The organism is Pseudomonas vanderleydeniana (assembly GCF_014268755.2).
Taxonomy (GTDB): domain Bacteria; phylum Pseudomonadota; class Gammaproteobacteria; order Pseudomonadales; family Pseudomonadaceae; genus Aquipseudomonas; species Aquipseudomonas vanderleydeniana.
The window spans coordinates 5,865,516-5,885,273 of record NZ_CP077093.1; the positions used below are offsets into that span (position 1 = coordinate 5,865,516).

Sequence of the window (19,758 nt, forward strand, 5' to 3'; positions counted from 1 at the left end):
CACTCATTAACATCATGAATCTTGCTGCCAATGTGCAGCTTGGCCTGCTTCCTGATCGAGTATGCGCTATACAATGGGGCGACTGCCTACTCCACCCCCTGCCCCGTCTCGTCCCGTGCAAAGGAACCGCCATGATCCACGACACTTTCTGGCTGACCACGAGTGACCACAGCCGCCTCTACGTCAACCGTTGGCTGCCTCAGGGCGAGCCCGTGGGGCTGGTGATGCTCTCCCATGGCATGGCCGAGCACAGTGGGCGTTATGCCCGCCTGGCCGCGGCGTTGTGCGAGGCCGGCTATGGCCTGTATGCCCCCGACCAGCGCGGGCACGGCAAGACCGCCGAGCACGGCGTGCTCGGGCACTATGCCGACCATGACGGCTGGAGCAGCGTGGTCAGCGACCTGGCCGCGCTCAACCAGCGCATCGGCGAAGAACATCCGGGCAAGCCGATCATCCTGCTCGGGCACAGCATGGGCAGCTACATCGCCCAGGCCTACCTGCTGCACCACAGCGCCAGCCTGCAGGGCGCGATTCTCAGCGGTTCGAACTTCCAGCCCGTGGCCCTCTACCGCGCCGCCCGTGCCATTGCCCGCTTCGAGCGCTGGCGCCAGGGCCCGACCGGCCGCAGCGCGCTGATCGACTGGCTGTCGTTCGGCTCCTTCAACAAGGCCTTCAAGCCCAACCGCACGGCCTTCGACTGGCTCAGCCGCGACCCGCAGGAAGTCGACAAGTACGTCGCCGACCCGCTCTGCGGCTTTCGCTGCACCAACCAGATGTGGATCGACATGCTCGGCGGCCTGCAGCAGATCAGCAAGGCCGCCAACCTGGCGCAGATCGACCCCGGGTTGCCGTTGCTGGTGATGGGCGGCGAGCGGGATCCGGTCAGCGAGGGCAAGCGCCTGAAGGATCTTGCCGACGCATTGCGCCAGGCAGGTAGCCAGAACCTGAAATTGAGCGTCTACCCTCAGGCGCGGCATGAACTCTTCAATGAAACCAACCGCGATGAAGTGACCACCGACGTGCTGCAATGGCTGGAACAGACCCTGGCACATCGTCGGCCGGTGCATGCCGAATAATTTCTATCGTTTAAAATCAATGGTTTGATTTTGAACATCTCTTCACAGGACAGGTATCAGATGACCCAGGTGACCAACACGCCGTACGAAGCCCTCGAAGTCGGCCAGACCGCCAGCTACAGCAAGACCGTGGAAGAGCGCGACATCCAGCTGTTCGCCGCGATGTCCGGTGACCACAACCCGGTGCACCTGGACGCCGAGTTCGCCGCCGCGAGCATGTTCAAGGAGCGGATTGCCCACGGCATGTTCAGCGGCGCGCTGATCAGCGCCGCGGTGGCCTGCGAGCTGCCTGGGCCGGGTACCATCTACCTGGGCCAGCAGATGAGCTTCCAGAAGCCGGTGAAGATCGGCGACACCCTGACCGTGCGTCTGGAAATCCTCGAAAAGCTGCCGAAGTTCCGCGTGCGCATCGCTACCCGCGTGTTCAACCAGCGTGATGAGCTGGTGGTGGACGGCGAAGCGGAAATCCTCGCGCCACGCAAACAGCAGACCGTGACCCTGACCAGCCCGCCACCCATCACCATCGGCGGCGTCTGAACAGCACGAGGCGAGTGGGCACTGCATGAAAAAACGCCGGATCGACCGGCGTTTTTTTATTCAACCAGCCACTCAGCTGGCACGAGCGATATTACGCAGCGCCTTGACCTGGTCATGGTTGCGCAGCACACCCTGGTACTGGCGATCGACCAGATCGCGCAGCCCCATCATGTTGTGCTTGGCCAGTTTTTCCAGGGCTTCGCGATAAGCCTTCTTGGCATGGTCCTCACCCCGCTCCGCCTCGTTGAGCACCGCTTCTTCACCCTTGCCGGTGAACAGGGCCTTCACGTCGACCCAGCGCCGATGCAGGTCGCCGGCAACACTGGTGGAGGTTTCCGGATCGCCACCCAGACGGCGTACTTCAGCCTGCAGCTCTACTGCGGCGGCCGCGCACTCGCTGGAGCGCTTGGCGAACAGCGCCTTGAGTTCGGGGTGCTTGATATCCTCGGCACAGGTCTTGAAGCCTTCCTGGCCATCCTTGCTGACCTCGATCAGGTGGTTGAGGATCGAAATGGCTTCTTTATTAACGTCGGTCATGACTCAATTCCTTCTGGTGGTGGAAGTTGAGTAGTACGTTGCAGCCGCCATGCCAGCTCTCTTGTTTTATTTTTTATCTTATTTTTCAATAAGTTAATAAAATTCAAAAAATCTGTATCAATGTTATTTGCATGATCTGTCAATTGGCCTGCATGCAGAATGCCGGTATGTTTCCTGTTGCGTGGACACCTGAGGCAAGCCCTGCATGAACCCTGAGAAACTCGAACTGCTGGTCACCCGCGAAATGCCCTTCGGCAAGTACAAGGGGCGGATTCTCGCCGACCTGCCCGGCCCATACCTGAACTGGTTCGCCCGCGAAGGCTTCCCTCAGGGTGAGCTCGGCGGCCTGCTGGCGCTGATGCAGGAGATCGACCACAACGGTCTCGGCGACCTGCTCGACCCGTTGCGCGTCAAACACGGCAAACCCAAACCCCGCCACTGAAGCCCCACCATCGAAGGACAGGCCCCTATGCCAAGGAATGAAGACAACGCCCGCGACGAACACTTCTGGCAAACCGTGGCCCGACGCTACGACGTCGAGCCGGGTCCGATCAACCTGGAGAACGGCTACTTCGGCCGCATGACCCATCGGGTGATGGAGGCCTATCAACGCAATATCGACTTCATCAACCGCAGCAACTCGGTGCATGTGCGCCAACATTTCGACCAGATCGGAATCGCCGACATTCGCGCCGACCTGGCCGAACTCATGGGGGTCAGCGACCAGGCCATCACCTTCAGCCAGAACGCCACCGCCTCCCTGCAGGCATTGATCCGCAACTACAACCGACTGCAACCGGGCGACCAGGTGCTGTACAGCGACCTGGAATACGAAACGGTGAAGAGCGCCCTGAACTGGCTGGAACGCTATCGCGGCGTCCAGGTGATCCGTATCGAGCACGCGCACCCGGCCAGCTACGAAACCCTGCTGGCGAGCTACCAAGAAGCCTTCGTGCGCTACCCACGACTGAAACTGATGGCGCTGACCCACGTCACCCATCGCACCGGGTTGGTGATGCCGGTGCAGGCCATCGTCGAGATGGCCACGGAACACGGGGTCGATGTGATTCTCGACGGCGCCCATGCCCTCGGACAGCTCGAATTCGACCTGCCGACGCTGGGCGTGGCGTTTGCCGGTTTCAACCTGCAGAAATGGATCGGCTCGCCGCTGAGCCTGGGGGTAACCTACATCGCCCCCGAGCGCCTGGCCGATATCGATCCGGACATGGGCGAGACGCATTTTCCGCTCACCGACATACGCTCGCGCACGCCCCACAGCACGCCGAACATTCCAGCGCTGATGACCTTGCCGACGGTGTTTGCCGAACACCGCGAACTCGGTGGTGCCGCAGGCAAGGGCGCACGCCTGGCCTACCTGCGCAACCTGTGGGTGAGCGAAGCACGCGCGATGCCCGGTATCGAGGTGCTGACCCCGGACGATCCGCGCCTGTATGGCGCGATCACCTCGCTACGCTTTACCCGCCAGGCGGACCAGCAACGGATGGCCGAGCGCTTGCTCAACGAGTACAACCTGTTCACCGTGGCGCGCAGTGGGTCGGCTTGTGGGCCCTGCATTCGGGTGACCCCCGGGCTCACCACCTCGGCACAAGACATTGACCAGTTGATCAAGGCACTCGCCGAGCTGGGTGGCTGAGCTGGACGCTGCGGGTTGCCTGATCCATTGCTATCGCCAGCAAACCGGCTCCTGCAGGGCCGGTACCGGACGCAAGATGGCCCCTTGTGGGAACCGGCTTGCTGGCGATAGCGTCCCTCCAGACACCACGGGACATCAGCCTGTAAGCGCCTTTTCTTCGGGCAAAAAAAAACGGTGCGCCGACCAAGCGCACCGTAAAGCCGTAGAACACACAACGAATTCGGTAGGGAGGGATCAGTCCAGCAGGGCCAGGGCCTCGGCCGTGCACTCCTGGATACGGCCCCAGTCGCCGTTCTTGATCCACTCCGGATCGAGCATCCAGCTGCCGCCGACGCACATGACGTTTTTCAGCGCCATGTAGCTCTTGATGTTGGCCGGGCCGACACCCCCGGTCGGGCAGAATTTCACTTCGCCGAACGGGCCGCCCAGGGCCTTGATCGCCGCCACGCCGCCGCTGACTTCCGCCGGGAACAGCTTGAAGCGGCGATAGCCCAGGGCATAGCCCTCCATGATCCCCGAGGCGCTGCTGATCCCCGGCAACAGCGGAATCGGGCTGTCGACGCTCGCTTCCAGCAGGTCACGGGTGATGCCCGGGGTGACGATGAACTGCGAACCTGCCGCCTCGGCTGCCGCCAGCATCTGGCGATCGAGCACGGTACCGGCGCCGGTCACCAGCTCCGGGCGCTGCTCACGCAAGATCTCGATGGCCTTGAGCCCGAATTGCGAGCGCAGGGTCACTTCCAGCGCGGTCAGGCCGCCAGCGGCCAGGGCGTCGGCCAGCGGCAGCACATCCTGCTCGCGGGCAATGGTGATGACTGGCAGGATCCGCGCGCGGGTGCACAGCTCATCGATCAGGGCGACCTTGTCTGCCATGGAGACGGTCGGGGCATTTTTTGTCATAGCGGCTGATCCTTGGCTCATGGGCACCAGTAAATCTCTAGGGGGGGTTGCAGAAACGCACGAACCGGCATGGCAGCGAGGTCATCGCCGGCCAGCGCGGCATTCAGGGTGGTCAGTTTCGACTGACCGGAAATCGCCAACACGGTAAAGGTCGCCGAAGCCAGCAAGGCCCGGCTCATGGTCAGCCGCTGGTGCGGCACGGTCGGAGCCAGCATCGGCCAGACACGCCGGCTGCCGTCGACCTGCAGGGCGGCCTGCAGGTTCGGGCTGTCCGGGAACAGCGAAGCGGTATGCCCGTCATCGCCCATGCCCAGCACCAGCACGTCGATGTCCGGCAGTTCGGCGAGGAACTGGTCGGCCTGCAGCGCCGCCTCTTCCAGGTTGGCGGCGGCGTTGTACAGGCCGATGAAGCGCGCCTTGGCCGCCGCACCCTGCAGCAGGTAGCGCTTGAGCAACCCGGCATTGCTGTCGGCATGCTCGACCGGTACCCAGCGCTCGTCGGCCAGGCTGATCACCACCTTGCTCCATTCCAGCTCCTGCCTGGCCAGGTGCTGGAAGAACGCCACCGGGCTGCGCCCGCCAGAGACCACCAGGGTTGCCACGCCACGCGCGGCAATCGCCGTGCGCAGCTGTTGTGCCACCGCCAGGGCCTGGCCTTCGGCCAACAGCGCCGGCGTGCGGAACTCACGCCCGGTCACGCCATCGGGCAACTTCAACTCAGATATCGCCATACCACGACCTCCCATCCCGCGTAATCAGTGCGATGGAGCTCATCGGCCCCCAGGATCCGGCGGCATACGGCTTGGGCGCATCGCCGGACTTTTTCCAGCCGGCGATCAGCTGGTCGCACCACCTCCACGCGGCTTCGATTTCATCTTTGCGGACAAACAGGTTCTGGTTGCCGTGCATCACTTCCAGCAGCAGACGCTCGTAGGCATCCGGAATCCGCGCACTGTGGTAGGTGTCGGAGAAGTTCAACTGCAGCGGCCCGCTGCGCAGTTGCATGCCCTTGTCCAGGCCCTGGTCCTTGGTCATCACCCGCAGGGAAATGCCTTCGTCCGGTTGCAGGCGGATGATCAGCTTGTTGCTGATCTGCAGGCGCTGCTCGGGGGCGAAGATGTAGTGCGACGGTTCCTTGAAGTGGATGACGATCTGCGACAGCTTCTGCGCCATGCGCTTGCCGGTCCGCAGGTAGAACGGCACGCCGGCCCAGCGCCAGTTGCGGATGTCGGCACGCAGGGCGACGAAGGTCTCGGTGTCGCTCTGGGTGTTGGAATTCTCTTCTTCCAGGTAGCCCGGCACGGAGCGGCCATCGCTGTGGCCAGCGATGTACTGGCCGCGTACCACCTGGGTGGTCAGGCCTTCCGGGCTGATCGGCGCCAGGGCCTTGAGCACCTTGACCTTCTCGTCGCGGATGCTGTCGGCGGAGAGGTCGGCCGGCGGGTCCATGGCGATCAGGCACAGCAGCTGCAGCAGGTGGTTCTGGATCATGTCGCGCAGCTGGCCGGCCTTGTCGAAGTAGCCCCAACGGCCTTCGATGCCGACTTTCTCGGCGACGGTGATTTCCACGTGGGAAATGTAGTGCTGGTTCCACTGGGTCTCGAACAGGCTATTGGCGAAGCGCAGGGCGATCAGGTTCTGCACCGTCTCCTTGCCCAGGTAGTGGTCGATGCGATAGGTGCGGTTCTCCGGGAAGAACTGCGCCACCGCGTCGTTGACCTTGCGCGACGACTCCAGGTCCGAACCGATCGGTTTCTCCAGCACCACCCGGGTATTTTCAGCCAGGCCGACCTTGGCCAGGTTCTCGCAGATCCCACCGTACACCGCGGCGGGCGTGGCGAAATAGGCGATCAGCTGTTCGCCGGGACCGACGGTTTCGGCCAGGGCCACGTAGTCATCGGCCTTGAGGAAGTCCACATGCAGGTAGCTCAGGCGGCCGAGGAAACGCTCGACAACCGCTTCGTCGATTTCCTTCGCCTCGACGAATTCGCGCAGCTCGCTGGCGATGGTCGCCAGGTGCTCGTCGACACTGCCCGGCTCGCGGGCCAGGGCGAGAATGCGCGTGTCCTCGTGCAGCAGGCCGGCGCCATCCAGGTGATACAAGGCAGGAAACAGCTTGCGCAGCGCGAGGTCGCCGAGGGCGCCGAACAAGGCAAAGGTGCACGGTTCAACCGTTATCGAGGGCATGATGTTTGTTCTTTTATCAAGTTAAACGATAAATACCTTTTTTCGAGGCATCACTCAAGGAAAAAATGTAGTAATAACCACAACATTTCTTCAAAATCACGATTGCGAGTGGTGGTCCACAGGCACCATCAGTAGGATAGGCCACCGCCGAGAGCTGCCAAGGCACGCTCTCCCATGCATTGCAGAACCAAGGAACACCAACATGGACCGCGTGCGAAATCTGCTGGAACAGATCCAGAATCGCCTCGAAGACCTGAACAAGGCCGAGCGCAAAGTCGCCGAAGTCATCCTGCTCAACCCGCAGCAGGCGACCCGCTACAGCATCGCCGCCCTCGCCCAGGCGGCCTCGGTCAGCGAACCGACGGTGAACCGCTTCTGCCGTTCGTTCGACGTCAGCGGCTACCCCGAACTCAAGCTGCAACTGGCGCAGAGCCTGGCCAGCGGGGCGGCCTACGTCAGCCGCGCGGTAGAAGCCGATGACGATTCCGAGGCCTACACGCAAAAAATCTTCGCCAGTGCCATCGCTTCCCTGGACAGCGTGTGCAAGGTGCTGGATCCGGATCTGGTCAACCGTGCCGTCGATCTGCTGACCCAGGCCCGGCAGATCCACTTCTTCGGTCTCGGGGCATCCGCGCCGGTGGCCATGGATGCCCTGCACAAGTTCTTCCGCTTCAACATCTCGGTCACGGCCCATGCCGACGTCCTGATGCAGCGCATGATCGCCTCGGTCGCCCATACCGGCGAGCTGTTCGTGATCATCTCCTACACCGGCCGTACGCGGGAACTGGTGGAAGTGGCACGCATCGCCCGGGCCAACGGCGCTTCCGTGCTCGGACTGACCGCCGCCGGCTCGCCGCTGGCCCGCGCCAGTACCCTGAGCCTGAACATCCCGTTGCCGGAGGACACCGACATCTACATGCCGATGACCTCGCGGATCGTGCAACTGACCGTGCTCGACGTGCTGGCCACCGGCATGACCCTGCGTCGCGGCGTGGACTTCCAGCCGCACCTGCGCAAGATCAAGGAAAGCCTCAACGCCAGCCGTTATCCGGTCGGCGACGAGTACGACTGAGCACTGCGGGACCGGTTGCCGCAGGGTTGCCGTGAGCAGCCTTTGTGGCGAGCGGGCTTGCCCGCGCTGGGCTGCAAGGCAGCCCTGAGGTCAGTCGACGTGCTCTACCAGATAAAACGGTCTGCCTGCTCTTGCGACTGCTTTGCAGTCGAGCGCGGGCAAGCCCGCTCGCCACAATTCCACAATTCCACAATTCCTCAAGTCCTCAAGTCCTCAAGTCCTCAAGTCCTCAAGTCCTCAAGTCCTCAAGTCCTCAAGTCCTCAAGTCCTCAAGTCCTCAAGTAGCAAGCCACAAGCCACAAGCCACAAGCCACAAGCCACAAGCCACAAATAGATCTCATCAGACCTGCGCGCGCGCCTGCAAGCTCAGGTGCGCCCGCTCTCCCGGTGCCAAACAGAGGCTATCGGTGCCACCGCTGGCCGCCTCGACACAGACGAACCCCATCACCTCGCTCCAGCTCACGCCGAGCAACGGCCGCGGCCCCGGATGCCAGACCACGGTGTCGGCACTGTCGCCGGTATCGATACATAACTCACGCTGCCAGGCACGATCCTTGAGCTGCAGTTCGCCCTCGTGCTGGAACACCCGCTGGCAGCCGCCATCGACCCGCAATTCGCCCTGCTGCTGGCAAACCTGGCGGCTCAAGTGGTCATATCCCTGCACTCCATCGAGTCCAGACAGCGCTACCTCGCCGACGTCGCCGATACGCCAGTAGGCGTGCAGAGCATGGCTCAACTGGCAAGGCTCACTGTCCTGGTGCTCGGTGCTCAGGCGCAGATCCATGCTGTCACCGAGGTGCGCATGCAGGTCCACCTGCCAATCGCACAGCTGCAATCGCCAGTGCAGGCTGACGCCCTGTTCATCGGAACGGCTCTCCAGCAACTTCCAGTCGATCAGGCGCGCCCAGCCATGGGAAGGCCAGGCATTTTCGCTCGGATGGCGGCCATACCACGGCCAGCATACCGGCACCCCACCACGAATCGCACCGACCTGCGGCCATTTCGCCGCGCACCACAACCAGGGCTTCTGCCCGCGCGGCTGGAAGTGCAGCAACTGCGCGCCCTGGCGACTGAACACCGCCTGGCACAGCGGATGATCGATCACCAGCACTTCACGCTGTTGAAAGCGCTCCCACTGGAACACCGGCTGCTCGCGCCGGGACTTGAAGAAACGTTGTAGCGGTTGCTCGTGCATGTGCCGCGAATCCTGGAATCTCTATCGTCGTGAAGCCAACGCGTCCTGCTGCGCAAAAAAAAGCGGACGGTCGGGTGACCATCCGCAAGATGCGCACATAGAGAGAGAGCTTATCAGCCGACGCCTCAGAACACCGACTGAATTTTCAGACCGGCCACCAGGGCGTTATCGACTTGATCCACACCACCCGGATGAGTGATGTACTGCAGGTTCGGACGCACGGTCAGCCAGTTGGTGACGTGGATACCGTAGTTGAGCTCGTAGTTGTACTCGGTGTCGCGCAGTGGCGAGTACAGCGGGTTGTCATAGTCGCTGACACCAATGGCGGCGTTGGCCAGCTCGGCGTTCTTCTTCACGTCGTCGTTGACATGGATACGGGCGACGCCGAAGCCGATGTCATCCTTGGGACGCGCATCGAACGGCCCCTTGTACACCAGCATCAGCGACTGGTAGTTGTCGACGACGTTGGTGTCCTTGTCGTGGAAGGTCGCGTTGGCGGCGATGTTCAGGCCGCGGGAAGCGTCACCGTTATGGGTGGTCAGCTGCTGCTGCGCGACGAACCAGTAGCCGTGCTTGCTGTCATGGATGCGATAGGCGTTGCCGGTGGTCGCGGCATCAGCACCATTGACGTCCTCACGTACGTCGTTGGCCGGTGCCGTGCTCTTGTAGTAGCCAACCCGGTATTCGCCCGGCAGGCTGTTGAGCTTCGGCGACCAGACCAGCTCGACCGGCAGCACGGTACCCTTGGTGCCACTGCCGCTGAGCTTGAAGCCGTTGCCGTGTTCCAGCTGCGAGGGGTTCTGGTTGTACGCGCCGATCTGTGCATACAGCTCAGGCGTGATGTTGTACTTCACGCGCAGTGCCGCCTGGCTGACCGGCCAGTTGTACCAGATGCCGGTCGCCCAGTTGCCCACCTGGGAGCCGCAGAATGCCAGGTTCTGGAATTCGCATGGGAAGGTGTTGAAGTCTTCGCCTTCGCCGAAGTAACCGGCCTTGACGTCGAGCTTGCCGTCGAAGAACTGGTGCTGGATCCACAGTTGGGTCAGGCGGACCATGTGGCCACGGCCGTAGACTTCCTGGGAAGAGCTCAGGGTGCCAGCACGCGGATCGCCGATACGATCGTTGGAGATGTTCTGGCCGTTACGGTTGGTCAGCTGGATCTTCGCCTGGGTGTTGTCCCAGCCCAGCAGCTTCTGCAAGTCAAGCGCGGCGCCAAGGCCGAACTGGTCGCTGTAGCGCGCCGTCTTGTCGTCGTTGTAGCCGCCGTGCAGGTTGCCACCGACCTCACCGACGTAGTCCATCTTGATGTCGATACCCTGCTCGATCAGGCGGGTCCGTTCGCCACCCCAGTCGCCGGTCATCCATTTGGAGTCGGCGCTGAACGCGTCGTCCGCCACGGCATGGCCGGCCATGACCAGGGCTGCTGCCGCTGACAGTTGGCAGATCAGTCGGCTGTTGGTGTTCCTCTTTTTCATCCCTACATCCTCGTCTTTATTTTTATTAACAGTTTTTATTGAACGTGGTTTACATCGATTGCGACGGGCGGCGAGCCGCCCGTCCTGAGTTCAGCGGCCCTTGAACTGCGCGACGTTGTCGCCGCTCGACTGGGGCCGGGACTGCATCACCTGACCCAGGCGCTCGCCGGTCGCGGCATCGAACAGCAACACCTTGGCCGGATCGAATTGCAGGGTCAGGGTCTCGCCCACCTGTGGCGCCACGTCCGGCGCCAGGCGGCAGCAGACCTTGCTGTCGTTGAGGGTGACGAATACCAGGGTGTCCGGACCGGTCGGCTCGGTGACCTGCACCTCGGCGCGAATGCTCGGCAAGCCGGTATCCCCGGAAGCCAGCAGGATCTGCTCGGGACGCAGGCCCAGCACCACTTCGCGATCTTCCAGCCCCGCCTCACTGGTGTTCAGCGGCAGTTCGCAGCGCGCCTGGCCGCTGTCGAGCAGCGCCACCAGGCGGCCGTCCTTGCGCTGCAGGCGCAGCGGAATGAAATTCATCGGCGGCGAACCGATGAAGCTGGCGACGAACTGGTTGGCCGGGTCGTTGTAGATCTCTTTCGGGGTACCGAACTGCTGGATGATGCCGTCCTTCATCACCGCCACCTTGTCACCGAGGGTCATCGCCTCGATCTGGTCGTGGGTGACGTAGACCGTGGTGGTCTTCAGGCGCTGGTGCATCAGCTTCATTTCGGTACGCATCTCGACCCGCAGCTTGGCATCGAGGTTCGACAGCGGCTCGTCGAACAGGTAGATCTTCGGCCGCCGTGCCAGCGCCCGGCCCATCGCCACGCGCTGCTGCTGGCCACCGGAGAGCTGGCCCGGCTTGCGGTTGAGCAGGTGTTCGATCTGCAACAGCTTGGCGACCCGGGCGACTTCCTCGTCGATGGCCGACTGGTTCATCTTGCGGATCTTGAGGCCGAATTCGATGTTCTCGCGCACGCTCATGGTCGGGTACAGCGCATAGGACTGGAACACCATGGCGATGTCGCGATCCTTGGGGCTCATGCCGCTGACATCCTGGTCGCCGATCATGATCGCGCCACCGGTGATGCTCTCCAGGCCCGCGATGCAGTTCATCAGGGTCGACTTGCCGCAGCCCGAGGGGCCGACGAGGATCAGGAACTCACCGTCCTTGATCGACAGTTCGATGTTCTTCAGGGTGTCCGGCAGGCCGGCGCCATAGGTCTTGTTTACGTTGCGAAGTTCGAGCGTTGCCATGATTACCCCTTGACTGCGCCGGCCGTCAGCCCGCGCACGAAATACTTGCCTGCGACCACATAGACCAGCAGCGTCGGCAGCCCGGCGATCATCGCCGCCGCCATGTCCACGTTGTATTCCTTGACCCCGGTGCTGGTGTTGACCAGGTTGTTCAGCGCCACGGTGATCGGTTGCGAATCACCGCTGGAGAACACCACGCCGAACAGGAAGTCGTTCCAGATCTGGGTGAACTGCCAGATCAGGCAGACCATGATGATCGGGGTCGACATCGGCAGGATGATCCGCCGGAAGATGGTGAAGAACCCCGCGCCATCCAGGCGTGCCGCCTTGACCAGCGCATCGGGGATGCTCACGTAGTAGTTGCGGAAGAACAGCGTGGTGAAGGCCAGGCCGTAGACCACGTGGACGAACACCAGGCCGGTGGTGGTACTGGCCAGGCCCATCTTGCCGAGGGTGAACGAAGCCGGCAGCAGCACGGTCTGGAACGGCAGGAAGCAGCCGAACAGCAGCAGGCCGAAGAACAGTTGCGAGCCGCGAAAGCGCCACATCGACAGCACGTAGCCGTTCAACGCACCGATGGCGGTGGAGATCAGCACCGCCGGAACGGTGATCTTGATCGAGTTCCAGAAGTAGCCGTTGACCGTGGCCCAGGCCTTGATCCAGCCGATGTCGGTGAACACCGTCGGCCAGCTCAGCAGGTTGCCGGTGCTGATGTCATCCGGCGACTTGAAGCTGGTCAGCAGCATCACCACCAGCGGCACCAGGTACAGCAGCACGGCGACCAGCAGTACCGCGTGGATGGCGATGCGACTCAGGCTGAGGGAGGGTTTGTCGGTGAGACTAGTCATGACGCTTGGTCCTCAGCTCGGAGTACAGGTAAGGCACGATGATCGCGAGAATCGCACCGAGCATCAGGATCGCACTGGCCGAGCCCATGCCCATCTGGCCGCGACTGAAGGTGAAGGAATACATGAACATCGCCGGCAGGTCGGACGAATAGCCAGGACCGCCCGCGGTCATTGCCGCCACCAGGTCGAAGCTCTTGATCGCGATGTGCGCCAGGATCATCACTGCACTGAAGAACACCGGGCGCAGGCTGGGCAGCACCACTTTCCAGTAGATCTTCGGCATGCTCGCGCCGTCGATCTGGGCGGCACGGATGATCGACTGGTCGACCCCGCGCAGGCCGGCGAGGAACATCGCCATGATGAAGCCCGAAGCCTGCCAGACCGCAGCGATGACCAGGCAGTAGACCACGCGATCGGGGTCGATCAGCCAGTCCAGGCGGAAGCCTTCCCAGCCCCAGTCACGCAGCAGCTTGTCCAGGCCCATGCCCGGGTTGAGCAGCCACTTCCAGGCGGTGCCGGTGACGATCATCGACAGTGCCATGGGGTACAGGTAGATGGTGCGGATGAACCCTTCGCGACGGATGCGCTGGTCGAGAAACACCGCCAGCATCACACCGATCGCCAGGGTGATGGCGATGAACAGGCCGCCGAACAGCGCCAGGTTCTTGCTCGCCACCCACCAGCGGTCGTTGTCGAACAACCGCGCGTATTGCGCCAGGCCAACCCACTTGTAGGTCGGCAGGAACGTCGAGTTGGTGAACGACAGGACGAACGTCCACAGGATGTAGCCGTAGAAGCCCACCAGCACGATGAACATGCTCGGTGCCAGCACCAGCTTGGGTAGCCAGCGCTGCAGGAAATCGAACGGCGAGGCCTTGCTGAACACAGCAACAGAGCTCATGGGAAAATCCAGTACAGGGAAAAGGAACTGCTTCAGCGCCCTCGGTAGGAGCCGGGCTTGCCCGCGAACACGGTGTGTCAGTCAACGAATGCGTCGGCTGATGTAGCGCTTTCGCGGGCAACCCCTGCTCCTACAGGGAGGGGGCGTTTACTTGGCGGACTTGACCGCCGCGCCAAGTTTCTTCGCCGCATCGGCCGGGTCGGCTTTCGGGTCGTTGATGTAGTTGGTCACGACGTCAAAGAACGCGCCCTGAACGGCCAGTGTGGTCGCCATGTTGTGCGCCATGCTTGGCTGCAGGCCACCCGTCTTGGCATCGGCCAGGAAGTCCTTGGCAGCGGTCTGCGCGCAGGAGTCGAAGCCATACTTGGCCATGTCGGCCAGCATGTCGTTGCGCACCGGGATCGAGCCCTTGTTGATGCTGAAGACCTTCTGGAAGTTCTCGCCCAGCACCACCTTGGCGATATCCTGCTGGCCCGCCGCCGTGCCCTTGTCCTTCTGCTTGAACACCGCCAGGGAGTCGATGTTGTAGGTGAAGGCCTTGTCGGTACCCGGGAAGGCTACGCACTGGTAGTCCTTGCCGGCGACTTTCTTGGCCGCGGTCCACTCGCTCTTGGCCCAGTCACCCATGATCTGCATGCCGGCCTTGCCATTGATGACCTTGGCCGCTTCCAGGTTCCAGTCCTGGCCCTTGCCGTCGACGTCCATGTAGGTCGCGACCTTCTTCAGCTCGGTCAGGGCCTTGACCATTTCAGGACCGGTCAGGGCGGCGTTGTCCAGGTCGACCAGGGCTTTCTTGTAGCCATCAACCCCCATCACCGAGAGCACCACCGCTTCGAATACGGTGCTGTCCTGCCAAGGCTGGCCACCATGGGCGAGCGGAATGAAGCCGGCGGCCTTGAGCTTGTCGCCGGCAGCGTAGAATTCCTGGAGGGTGGTCGGCGCCTTGTCGATGCCGGCCTTCTTGAACACTTCGGGGTTGATCCACAGCCAGTTGACGCGGTGGATGTTGACCGGTACGGCGACGTAGTCACCGTCGTACTTCACGGTGTCGGAGACTTTCTTGTCGAGCAGGCTGTCCCACTTCTCTTCCTTGGCAACGTCCTTCAGGACGTCGGTGTCGAGCAGGCCGGTGGAAGCCCATTCCTGGATGTCGGGCCCCTTGATCTGGGCGACGCCCGGCGGGTTGCCGGCAACGGCACGGCTTTTCAGCACGGTCATGGCCGTGGCACCGCCACCGCCGGCGACAGCGCCGTCCTTCCAGGTGAAGCCGTCTTTTTCGACCTGGGCCTTGAGTACGTCGACAGCCGCTTTTTCACCACCGGACGTCCACCAGTGAACCACTTCCACACTCCCTTTGGAGTCGGCAGCCAGTGCGCTGAGGGGGAACAACGAGGCGAGGGAAATCACTGCGGCGAGGCGAGAAATCGAATTCATCTGAAGTACCTTTCTTGTTGTTATGCATGCAAGTCTGGTGCTTGCGCTGCAACGGATTCTAGTAAAGGCGCGTGCCCTCGCAGGTAACGAAGGGACGCGCAAATGTCACCGCATGGTTACATGAATCAGACCGCGGTTTTGGGCGCAAAGTGCCGAGCCAGAGCGCTCGCCAGGCTCGGCGCCAGCGGCAGGCAGGGTAACAGGACTGCCTGGTAGGCGTGATAGAGGTCGGGCTTGCCACCCCAGATTCGCGCGCTGGGCCGGTTGTGTGCGTCCAGTTCGTGATGCCAACTGCCCTGTAGCCGGTCGATGAAATACAGCTCGTTGAAGTCCCAGAAGCGCCGGTACCAGGTCTCGTATTGCGGCTCTCCCGTGCGTCGCAACAGCGCCGCCGCCGTCGCGCTGGCCTCGCAGTGGACCCAGTGCAGGCGCTCGCTGACCACCGGGCGATTTTCCCAGTCCAGGGTGTAGACCACGCCTGGTCGGCCGTCCGCCGCCCAGGCATGGCGACAGGCGCCGGCAAACAGCTCGCGGGCATCCTCCAACAACCATTCTGGAGTCTGCAGCCCGGCCGCACGGCGGGCCGCCTCGAGGTGCAGCAGCAGCCGGGACCATTCGAAGGCATGCCCCGGCGTCGTGCCATAGGGACGGAAACCGTCGGCAGGATTGTCCTCGTTGTAGTCACGCCGGGGCTGCCATTGGCGGTCAAAATGCTCGATGACCGCAAAGCCGTTGCCCGCCGCCTGCTGGTGAATCAGCCGCTCGACGATCCGCAGCGCGCGCTCCAGCCACCGGCTGTCGCCCGTGACGTCGGCCAGCGCAAGAAAGGCCTCGGTGCCGTGCATGTTGCTGTTGGCGCCGCGATAGGCCTCCTCGTTGCTCCAGTCGCGAGCGAAGGACTCGCGCAAGGCGCCCTCCTCCTCGCTCCAGAAATGCGTGTCGATTACCCGGATCGCCTCGGCCAGCAGGCCCGGCGCATCCTGGCTGCCGGCGACTACCGCCGAGCTGGCGGCAAGCGCGACGAAGGCATGCAGGTAGGCGGCCTTGCCGCTGTTGCCGTCACGCTGTTGCGCCGTGGCGTACCAGCCGCCGAAGGTCGCGTCGCGCAGCGGCCCCCAGAGTGCGGCGACGCCATGCTCGACCAGCGGCAGGCAGCCAGGAATACCCTGGACATGGGCCATGGCAAAACAGTGGGTCATGCGCGCGGTGTTCATGGTCTCGGCCGTGGCCTGGGGCGGCAGGTACCCCTGGGCGTCGAGATTGCCGAACCCCTCGTCGAGCCTGGCGGCCCTGGCGAACGCCAGCAGGCGGCGCCCTTCGTCCATCAACCAGGCATGGTGGGCAGGAGCGTTCAGCCAGCTGCCGAACGAAAATTCAAGGCTATCGCCAGTCATGCACTTCACCTTTCTTGTTATCGAGGCGGCAGGTCGCACGCCCGTGGTGCAACGGATTCTAACCAGCGCCCCGAGGACGGCAGGTAACGAAGGCCGAGGAAAATGTCACCAGCCGGTGACAATCCAGGAGCCTTGAAGCGCCGCTCTCTCGTCAGGATCTTTCATGACGCAAAGTAGGAAAATTGCCGATTAGGTCGCTTCCCTTTCCGTTGTAGGAGCTATCCCTAAAGCGCTTTCCCACATTGAAGCTCGACTTTGCCTGGGCGAATCTCGGCAAGCGTCATTCATGACCTGCCCCATGAACAGCCGGCGCCCGCTAAGGAGGCATGCCCCATGGTCAACGACAATCCGTATCCGGCCCACCCGTGCTGCATCTACCCCTTGCATCAGGACGACCGGCTGTACGCCTGGAAAGTGGAGGTGCGCCGGGGCGCCAAGCTGCTGGTCCGGACGTTCACCTTCGAGGAACACGGCGGCGAGCAGCCCGCGCGACTGGCTGCCGAGTCGTACCGCAACGCCCTGGTGCTGAAAATGCCGGCGCCGCAGACCTATGCCAGCCGCCAGCGCCTGCTGCCGCACAACACCAGCGGTCATCCGGGCGTCATCAGGATCGAGACCCACAACATCGGCTATTGGCGCGCCAGTACGCGAATCCATGGTTACAACCTGAGCCGCAGCTTCAGTGTCGAACGCCATGGCGAGGAACAGGCCAAGCGCCTGGCACTCAACGAACGCCAGCGGCAACTGGCGCTGTGTGAGGAGCCCTACGAAGAGGCCATGAAGATCCTGCAGCAGCATTTCAGCCAGACCAACGTTCGCGTGCGCGAGCGCCGTATCCAGGCGGCCATCGGCCAGGCGCGGGGACGTCGCGACTCAGCCGACAACCCGGGTAGGAACGAACGGGAAGCGCAACTGAGCATCAGCCCGGAGCAGGCCTCGCTGTCGATCAGTCGGCATTTCGCGGCAAGAACAAGGTAACCCGCAATCCGCCTTCGCGCAGGTTCTGCAGGCTCACTTCGCCGCCATGGCTGTGGGCGATGTTGCGTGCGATCCCCAGGCCCAGGCCATAACCCTGCTGCTGCCCGGACAACCGGAAATGCGGCTCGAACACCTGCTCCAGACGCTGCTCGGGTACCCCGGGGCCTTCGTCGTCGACATGCAGGATGAACGCGCTGTCGTCGTCCTCGATGTGCAGGTGAGCGCGCTCGCCGTACTTGAGGGCATTGTCGATCAGGTTGCCCATGCAGCGGCGCAGGGCCAGCGGCTTGCCGGGATAGGTAGCCAGCGCCCGGCCATCGAGGCTGACCAGGCCGTTACCGTCGGGCGACAGGTAGCATTCGACCAGGGTATCGAGGGCCTGGTTGAGGTCCACCGGCTCGATGTTCTCGTGGATGTCGGTGTCCTTCACGCATTGCAGCGCGCCCTTGACCAGCATCTCCAGTTCGTCGAGATCGCGCCCGAACTTCAACTGCATCTGCTCATCCTCGAGCAGCTCGACCCGCAGGCGCAGGCGGGTAATGGGCGTCCGCAGGTCGTGGGAGATCGCACTGAACAACTGGCTGCGCTCGGTCAGGTAGCGACTGATGCGCTCACGCATGGTGTTGAGCGCCCGGCCGACCTCCATCACTTCGCTGCCACCCCCCTCGAGCACCGGCCGTACCTCTTCGGCCCCCAGCGACATGTCCCGGGCCGCGCGCGCCAGACGCTTGAGCGGCCGGCTCTGCCAATGCACCAGCAAGCCGATGAACAGCAGCAGGAAACCGCTGGTGAGCAGGATGAACCAGACCTGCTGGGCCGGCAGCCCCTCCTCCTCCAGGCTGGTGTAGGGTTCGGGCAACAGCGAAGCGATGTACAGCCATTCGCCGGGCGACATCTGGATCTGCGTCACCAGTACCGGCGGGTTCACCGGTTCCAGGGTCAGCGCATAGTGGGCCCAGGAGCGCGGCAGCTCATCGAGCTTCAGGCCACCGTTGAAGATCCGCAGATTGTCCGGGCTGACGAAGTTCACCGATATGTCCACGTCGTTGCCCAGGGACTGGCGCAACACCTCATGGACCGCTTCGAGCACGGCGGTCTTGCGCGGCGTCGGACCGAGCAGTTGCATGTCCAGCGGCTTGTCGTTGAGGGTCACGACGAACCGCGTCCCGCCCATACTGCGCAACTGGTCGAGCACCAGTGGGCGATAGGCCAGGGGCAATGAACGCAGGTAGCTGACGCTGGCAGTCATCGAGTGGGCGAGGCTGCGGGCACTGGTCACCAGCCCCTCGAGCTGGGTGGCCCGCAGTTGCGACAGCCAGATGACGCTGGACAGCGCCTGGGCCAGCAGTACCGCGAACAGCGTCAGCAGCAGCATCCTGCCGAGCAGCGAGCGCGGCACCGGCAGGCGCTGGCGCAGTTCAGAGAGCATTGGCGGCCGTGACGTGGGCAGCCAACTGGTAACCGCTGCCACGCACGGTCCGGATCAGCCGTGGCGGTTTCCCGGTATCACGCAAGCGCTGGCGCAGTCGGCTGACAGCCATGTCGACGATCCGGTCCAGGGGCATCAGGTCGCGCCCACGGGTGGCGTTGCCAATGGTGTCGCGATCGAGAATTTCCTGGGGATGGTCGAGAAACAGCTTGAGCAACGCGAAGTCGGCGCCGGAGAGAATCACCTCCTCGCCATCGATGTGAAACAGCCGGTGGCTGACCGTGTCCAGGCGCCACTCGTCGAAGGCCAGCACCTCGCTGCCGGAGCGCTCCTGGCCGAACTGGGCACGGCGCAGCAGGGCCTTGATCCGGGCCAGCAACTCGCGGGGACTGAAGGGTTTGCCCAGGTAATCGTCGGCCCCCAGCTCCAGGCCGATCACCCGGTCGGCTTCGTCGGAACTGGCGGTGAGCATGATGATCGGCACGTGGGCCTGGCGTGGGTGCTGGCGAACCCAGCGACAGAGACTGAAGCCGTCTTCGTCGGGCAACATCACATCGAGGATGACCAGGTCGCTCGGAGCGTCGTTGAGCGCTTGGCGAAAACCGGCGCCCTCACCGACCGTGCGCACCTGGAAGCCGGCACGACTGAGGTAGGTGTCCAGCAGTTCACGGATTTCCTGGTCATCGTCGACCAGGAGAATGGACTTACTGACTGCGCTCACGGTGGATGTCCCTGTTGTTGTGGTTAGGACCGAAACGCGAATTATGCCTCAATCGATTGAGCCGTGAAGCGGTGTTGCCGATACGAAGCCATTCGCGGGCAAGCCCGGCTCCTACAGGTACGATGGTGATTTGAAATCCACCGCAGCCCTGTAGGAGCCGGGCTTGCCCGCG

19 protein-coding genes are annotated in these 19,758 nt (G+C 63.0%); 6 read left to right on the forward strand and 13 right to left on the reverse strand.

Features of this window, described 5'->3' with window-relative positions:
• Positions 1 to 131: 131 nt before the first annotated feature.
• Both HU752_RS26365 and HU752_RS26370 read left to right on the forward strand, forming a co-directional pair.
• A complete protein-coding gene (locus HU752_RS26365) occupies positions 132 to 1,076 on the forward strand; it encodes an alpha/beta hydrolase (protein WP_186687113.1) in 945 nt (314 codons plus the stop codon).
• Between the two features lie 60 nt (positions 1,077 to 1,136).
• On the forward strand, positions 1,137 to 1,613 hold the full coding sequence (locus tag HU752_RS26370; RefSeq protein ID WP_017905299.1) for a MaoC family dehydratase: 477 nt from the start codon (positions 1,137 to 1,139) through the stop codon (positions 1,611 to 1,613).
• Positions 1,614 to 1,685: 72 nt separating this feature from the next.
• Here the strand turns inward: HU752_RS26370 and HU752_RS26375 are convergent, their stop codons facing one another.
• Positions 1,686 to 2,150, reverse strand: a complete 465-nt coding sequence (locus HU752_RS26375) for a PA2169 family four-helix-bundle protein (protein ID WP_186687110.1) — start codon at positions 2,148 to 2,150, stop codon at positions 1,686 to 1,688.
• Between the two features lie 205 nt (positions 2,151 to 2,355).
• On the opposite strand from HU752_RS26375, the gene HU752_RS26380 reads away from it, so the two are divergent.
• Positions 2,356 to 2,592, forward strand: coding sequence for a DUF3820 family protein (locus HU752_RS26380; RefSeq protein ID WP_186687107.1), 237 nt, complete (start codon positions 2,356 to 2,358; stop codon positions 2,590 to 2,592).
• Positions 2,593 to 2,619: 27 nt separating this feature from the next.
• The gene (locus HU752_RS26385) at positions 2,620 to 3,804 is read left to right on the forward strand and encodes an aminotransferase class V-fold PLP-dependent enzyme (protein ID WP_186687102.1); all 1,185 of its coding nucleotides are present in this window, start codon (positions 2,620 to 2,622) and stop codon (positions 3,802 to 3,804) included.
• 234 nt (positions 3,805 to 4,038) lie between these two features.
• On the opposite strand, the gene HU752_RS26390 is transcribed toward HU752_RS26385, so the two are convergent.
• Genes HU752_RS26390 through zwf form a run of 3 tightly spaced genes read right to left on the reverse strand, consistent with a single transcriptional unit; the run spans position 4,039 to position 6,891 of the window.
• Positions 4,039 to 4,704: a bifunctional 4-hydroxy-2-oxoglutarate aldolase/2-dehydro-3-deoxy-phosphogluconate aldolase gene (locus HU752_RS26390; protein WP_186687099.1), complete on the reverse strand. Its 666-nt coding sequence runs from the start codon at positions 4,702 to 4,704 to the stop codon at positions 4,039 to 4,041.
• Positions 4,705 to 4,721: 17 nt separating this feature from the next.
• Positions 4,722 to 5,435 (reverse strand): 6-phosphogluconolactonase, encoded by a 714-nt coding sequence (pgl, locus tag HU752_RS26395; RefSeq protein ID WP_186687096.1) that lies wholly within the window; start codon positions 5,433 to 5,435, stop codon positions 4,722 to 4,724.
• On the reverse strand, positions 5,422 to 6,891 hold the full coding sequence (zwf, locus tag HU752_RS26400) for a glucose-6-phosphate dehydrogenase (RefSeq protein WP_186687093.1): 1,470 nt from the start codon (positions 6,889 to 6,891) through the stop codon (positions 5,422 to 5,424). Before zwf ends, pgl begins: the two co-directional genes overlap by 14 nt.
• A gap of 211 nt (positions 6,892 to 7,102) precedes the next feature.
• On the opposite strand from zwf, the gene HU752_RS26405 reads away from it, so the two are divergent.
• Positions 7,103 to 7,963: a MurR/RpiR family transcriptional regulator gene (locus HU752_RS26405; protein ID WP_186687217.1), complete on the forward strand. Its 861-nt coding sequence runs from the start codon at positions 7,103 to 7,105 to the stop codon at positions 7,961 to 7,963.
• A gap of 340 nt (positions 7,964 to 8,303) precedes the next feature.
• Here HU752_RS26405 and HU752_RS26410 read toward each other — a convergent pair whose 3' ends face one another.
• The 7 genes from HU752_RS26410 to HU752_RS26440 form a co-directional block, all read right to left on the reverse strand.
• On the reverse strand, positions 8,304 to 9,158 hold the full coding sequence (locus tag HU752_RS26410) for a D-hexose-6-phosphate mutarotase (RefSeq protein ID WP_186687089.1): 855 nt from the start codon (positions 9,156 to 9,158) through the stop codon (positions 8,304 to 8,306).
• 125 nt (positions 9,159 to 9,283) lie between these two features.
• On the reverse strand, positions 9,284 to 10,633 hold the full coding sequence (locus HU752_RS26415) for a carbohydrate porin (protein WP_186687086.1): 1,350 nt from the start codon (positions 10,631 to 10,633) through the stop codon (positions 9,284 to 9,286).
• 90 nt (positions 10,634 to 10,723) lie between these two features.
• Positions 10,724 to 11,881, reverse strand: coding sequence for an ABC transporter ATP-binding protein (locus tag HU752_RS26420; protein ID WP_186687083.1), 1,158 nt, complete (start codon positions 11,879 to 11,881; stop codon positions 10,724 to 10,726).
• A 2-nt stretch (positions 11,882 to 11,883) separates the two neighbouring features.
• Complete coding sequence (locus tag HU752_RS26425; RefSeq protein WP_186687081.1) at positions 11,884 to 12,729, reverse strand: carbohydrate ABC transporter permease; 846 nt, start codon at positions 12,727 to 12,729, stop codon at positions 11,884 to 11,886.
• Positions 12,722 to 13,630: a carbohydrate ABC transporter permease gene (locus HU752_RS26430; RefSeq protein ID WP_026145004.1), complete on the reverse strand. Its 909-nt coding sequence runs from the start codon at positions 13,628 to 13,630 to the stop codon at positions 12,722 to 12,724. The genes HU752_RS26425 and HU752_RS26430 overlap by 8 nt, the downstream gene beginning before the upstream one ends.
• Before the next feature lie 147 nt (positions 13,631 to 13,777).
• Complete coding sequence (locus HU752_RS26435) at positions 13,778 to 15,064, reverse strand: ABC transporter substrate-binding protein (RefSeq protein WP_186687079.1); 1,287 nt, start codon at positions 15,062 to 15,064, stop codon at positions 13,778 to 13,780.
• A gap of 125 nt (positions 15,065 to 15,189) precedes the next feature.
• Positions 15,190 to 16,458: a D-mannose isomerase gene (locus tag HU752_RS26440; RefSeq protein ID WP_186687077.1), complete on the reverse strand. Its 1,269-nt coding sequence runs from the start codon at positions 16,456 to 16,458 to the stop codon at positions 15,190 to 15,192.
• 333 nt (positions 16,459 to 16,791) lie between these two features.
• On the opposite strand from HU752_RS26440, the gene HU752_RS26445 reads away from it, so the two are divergent.
• Entirely contained in the window at positions 16,792 to 17,436 is a 645-nt protein-coding gene (locus tag HU752_RS26445) for an AP2 domain-containing protein (RefSeq protein WP_186687074.1), read from the forward strand.
• Here HU752_RS26445 and HU752_RS26450 read toward each other — a convergent pair.
• Positions 17,405 to 18,865, reverse strand: coding sequence for a sensor histidine kinase (locus HU752_RS26450; RefSeq protein ID WP_186687071.1), 1,461 nt, complete (start codon positions 18,863 to 18,865; stop codon positions 17,405 to 17,407). The two genes, HU752_RS26445 and HU752_RS26450, sit on opposite strands and share 32 nt — an antisense overlap.
• On the reverse strand, positions 18,855 to 19,586 hold the full coding sequence (locus HU752_RS26455; RefSeq protein ID WP_186687068.1) for a response regulator: 732 nt from the start codon (positions 19,584 to 19,586) through the stop codon (positions 18,855 to 18,857). The genes HU752_RS26450 and HU752_RS26455 overlap by 11 nt, the downstream gene beginning before the upstream one ends.
• Positions 19,587 to 19,758 lie beyond the last annotated feature (172 nt).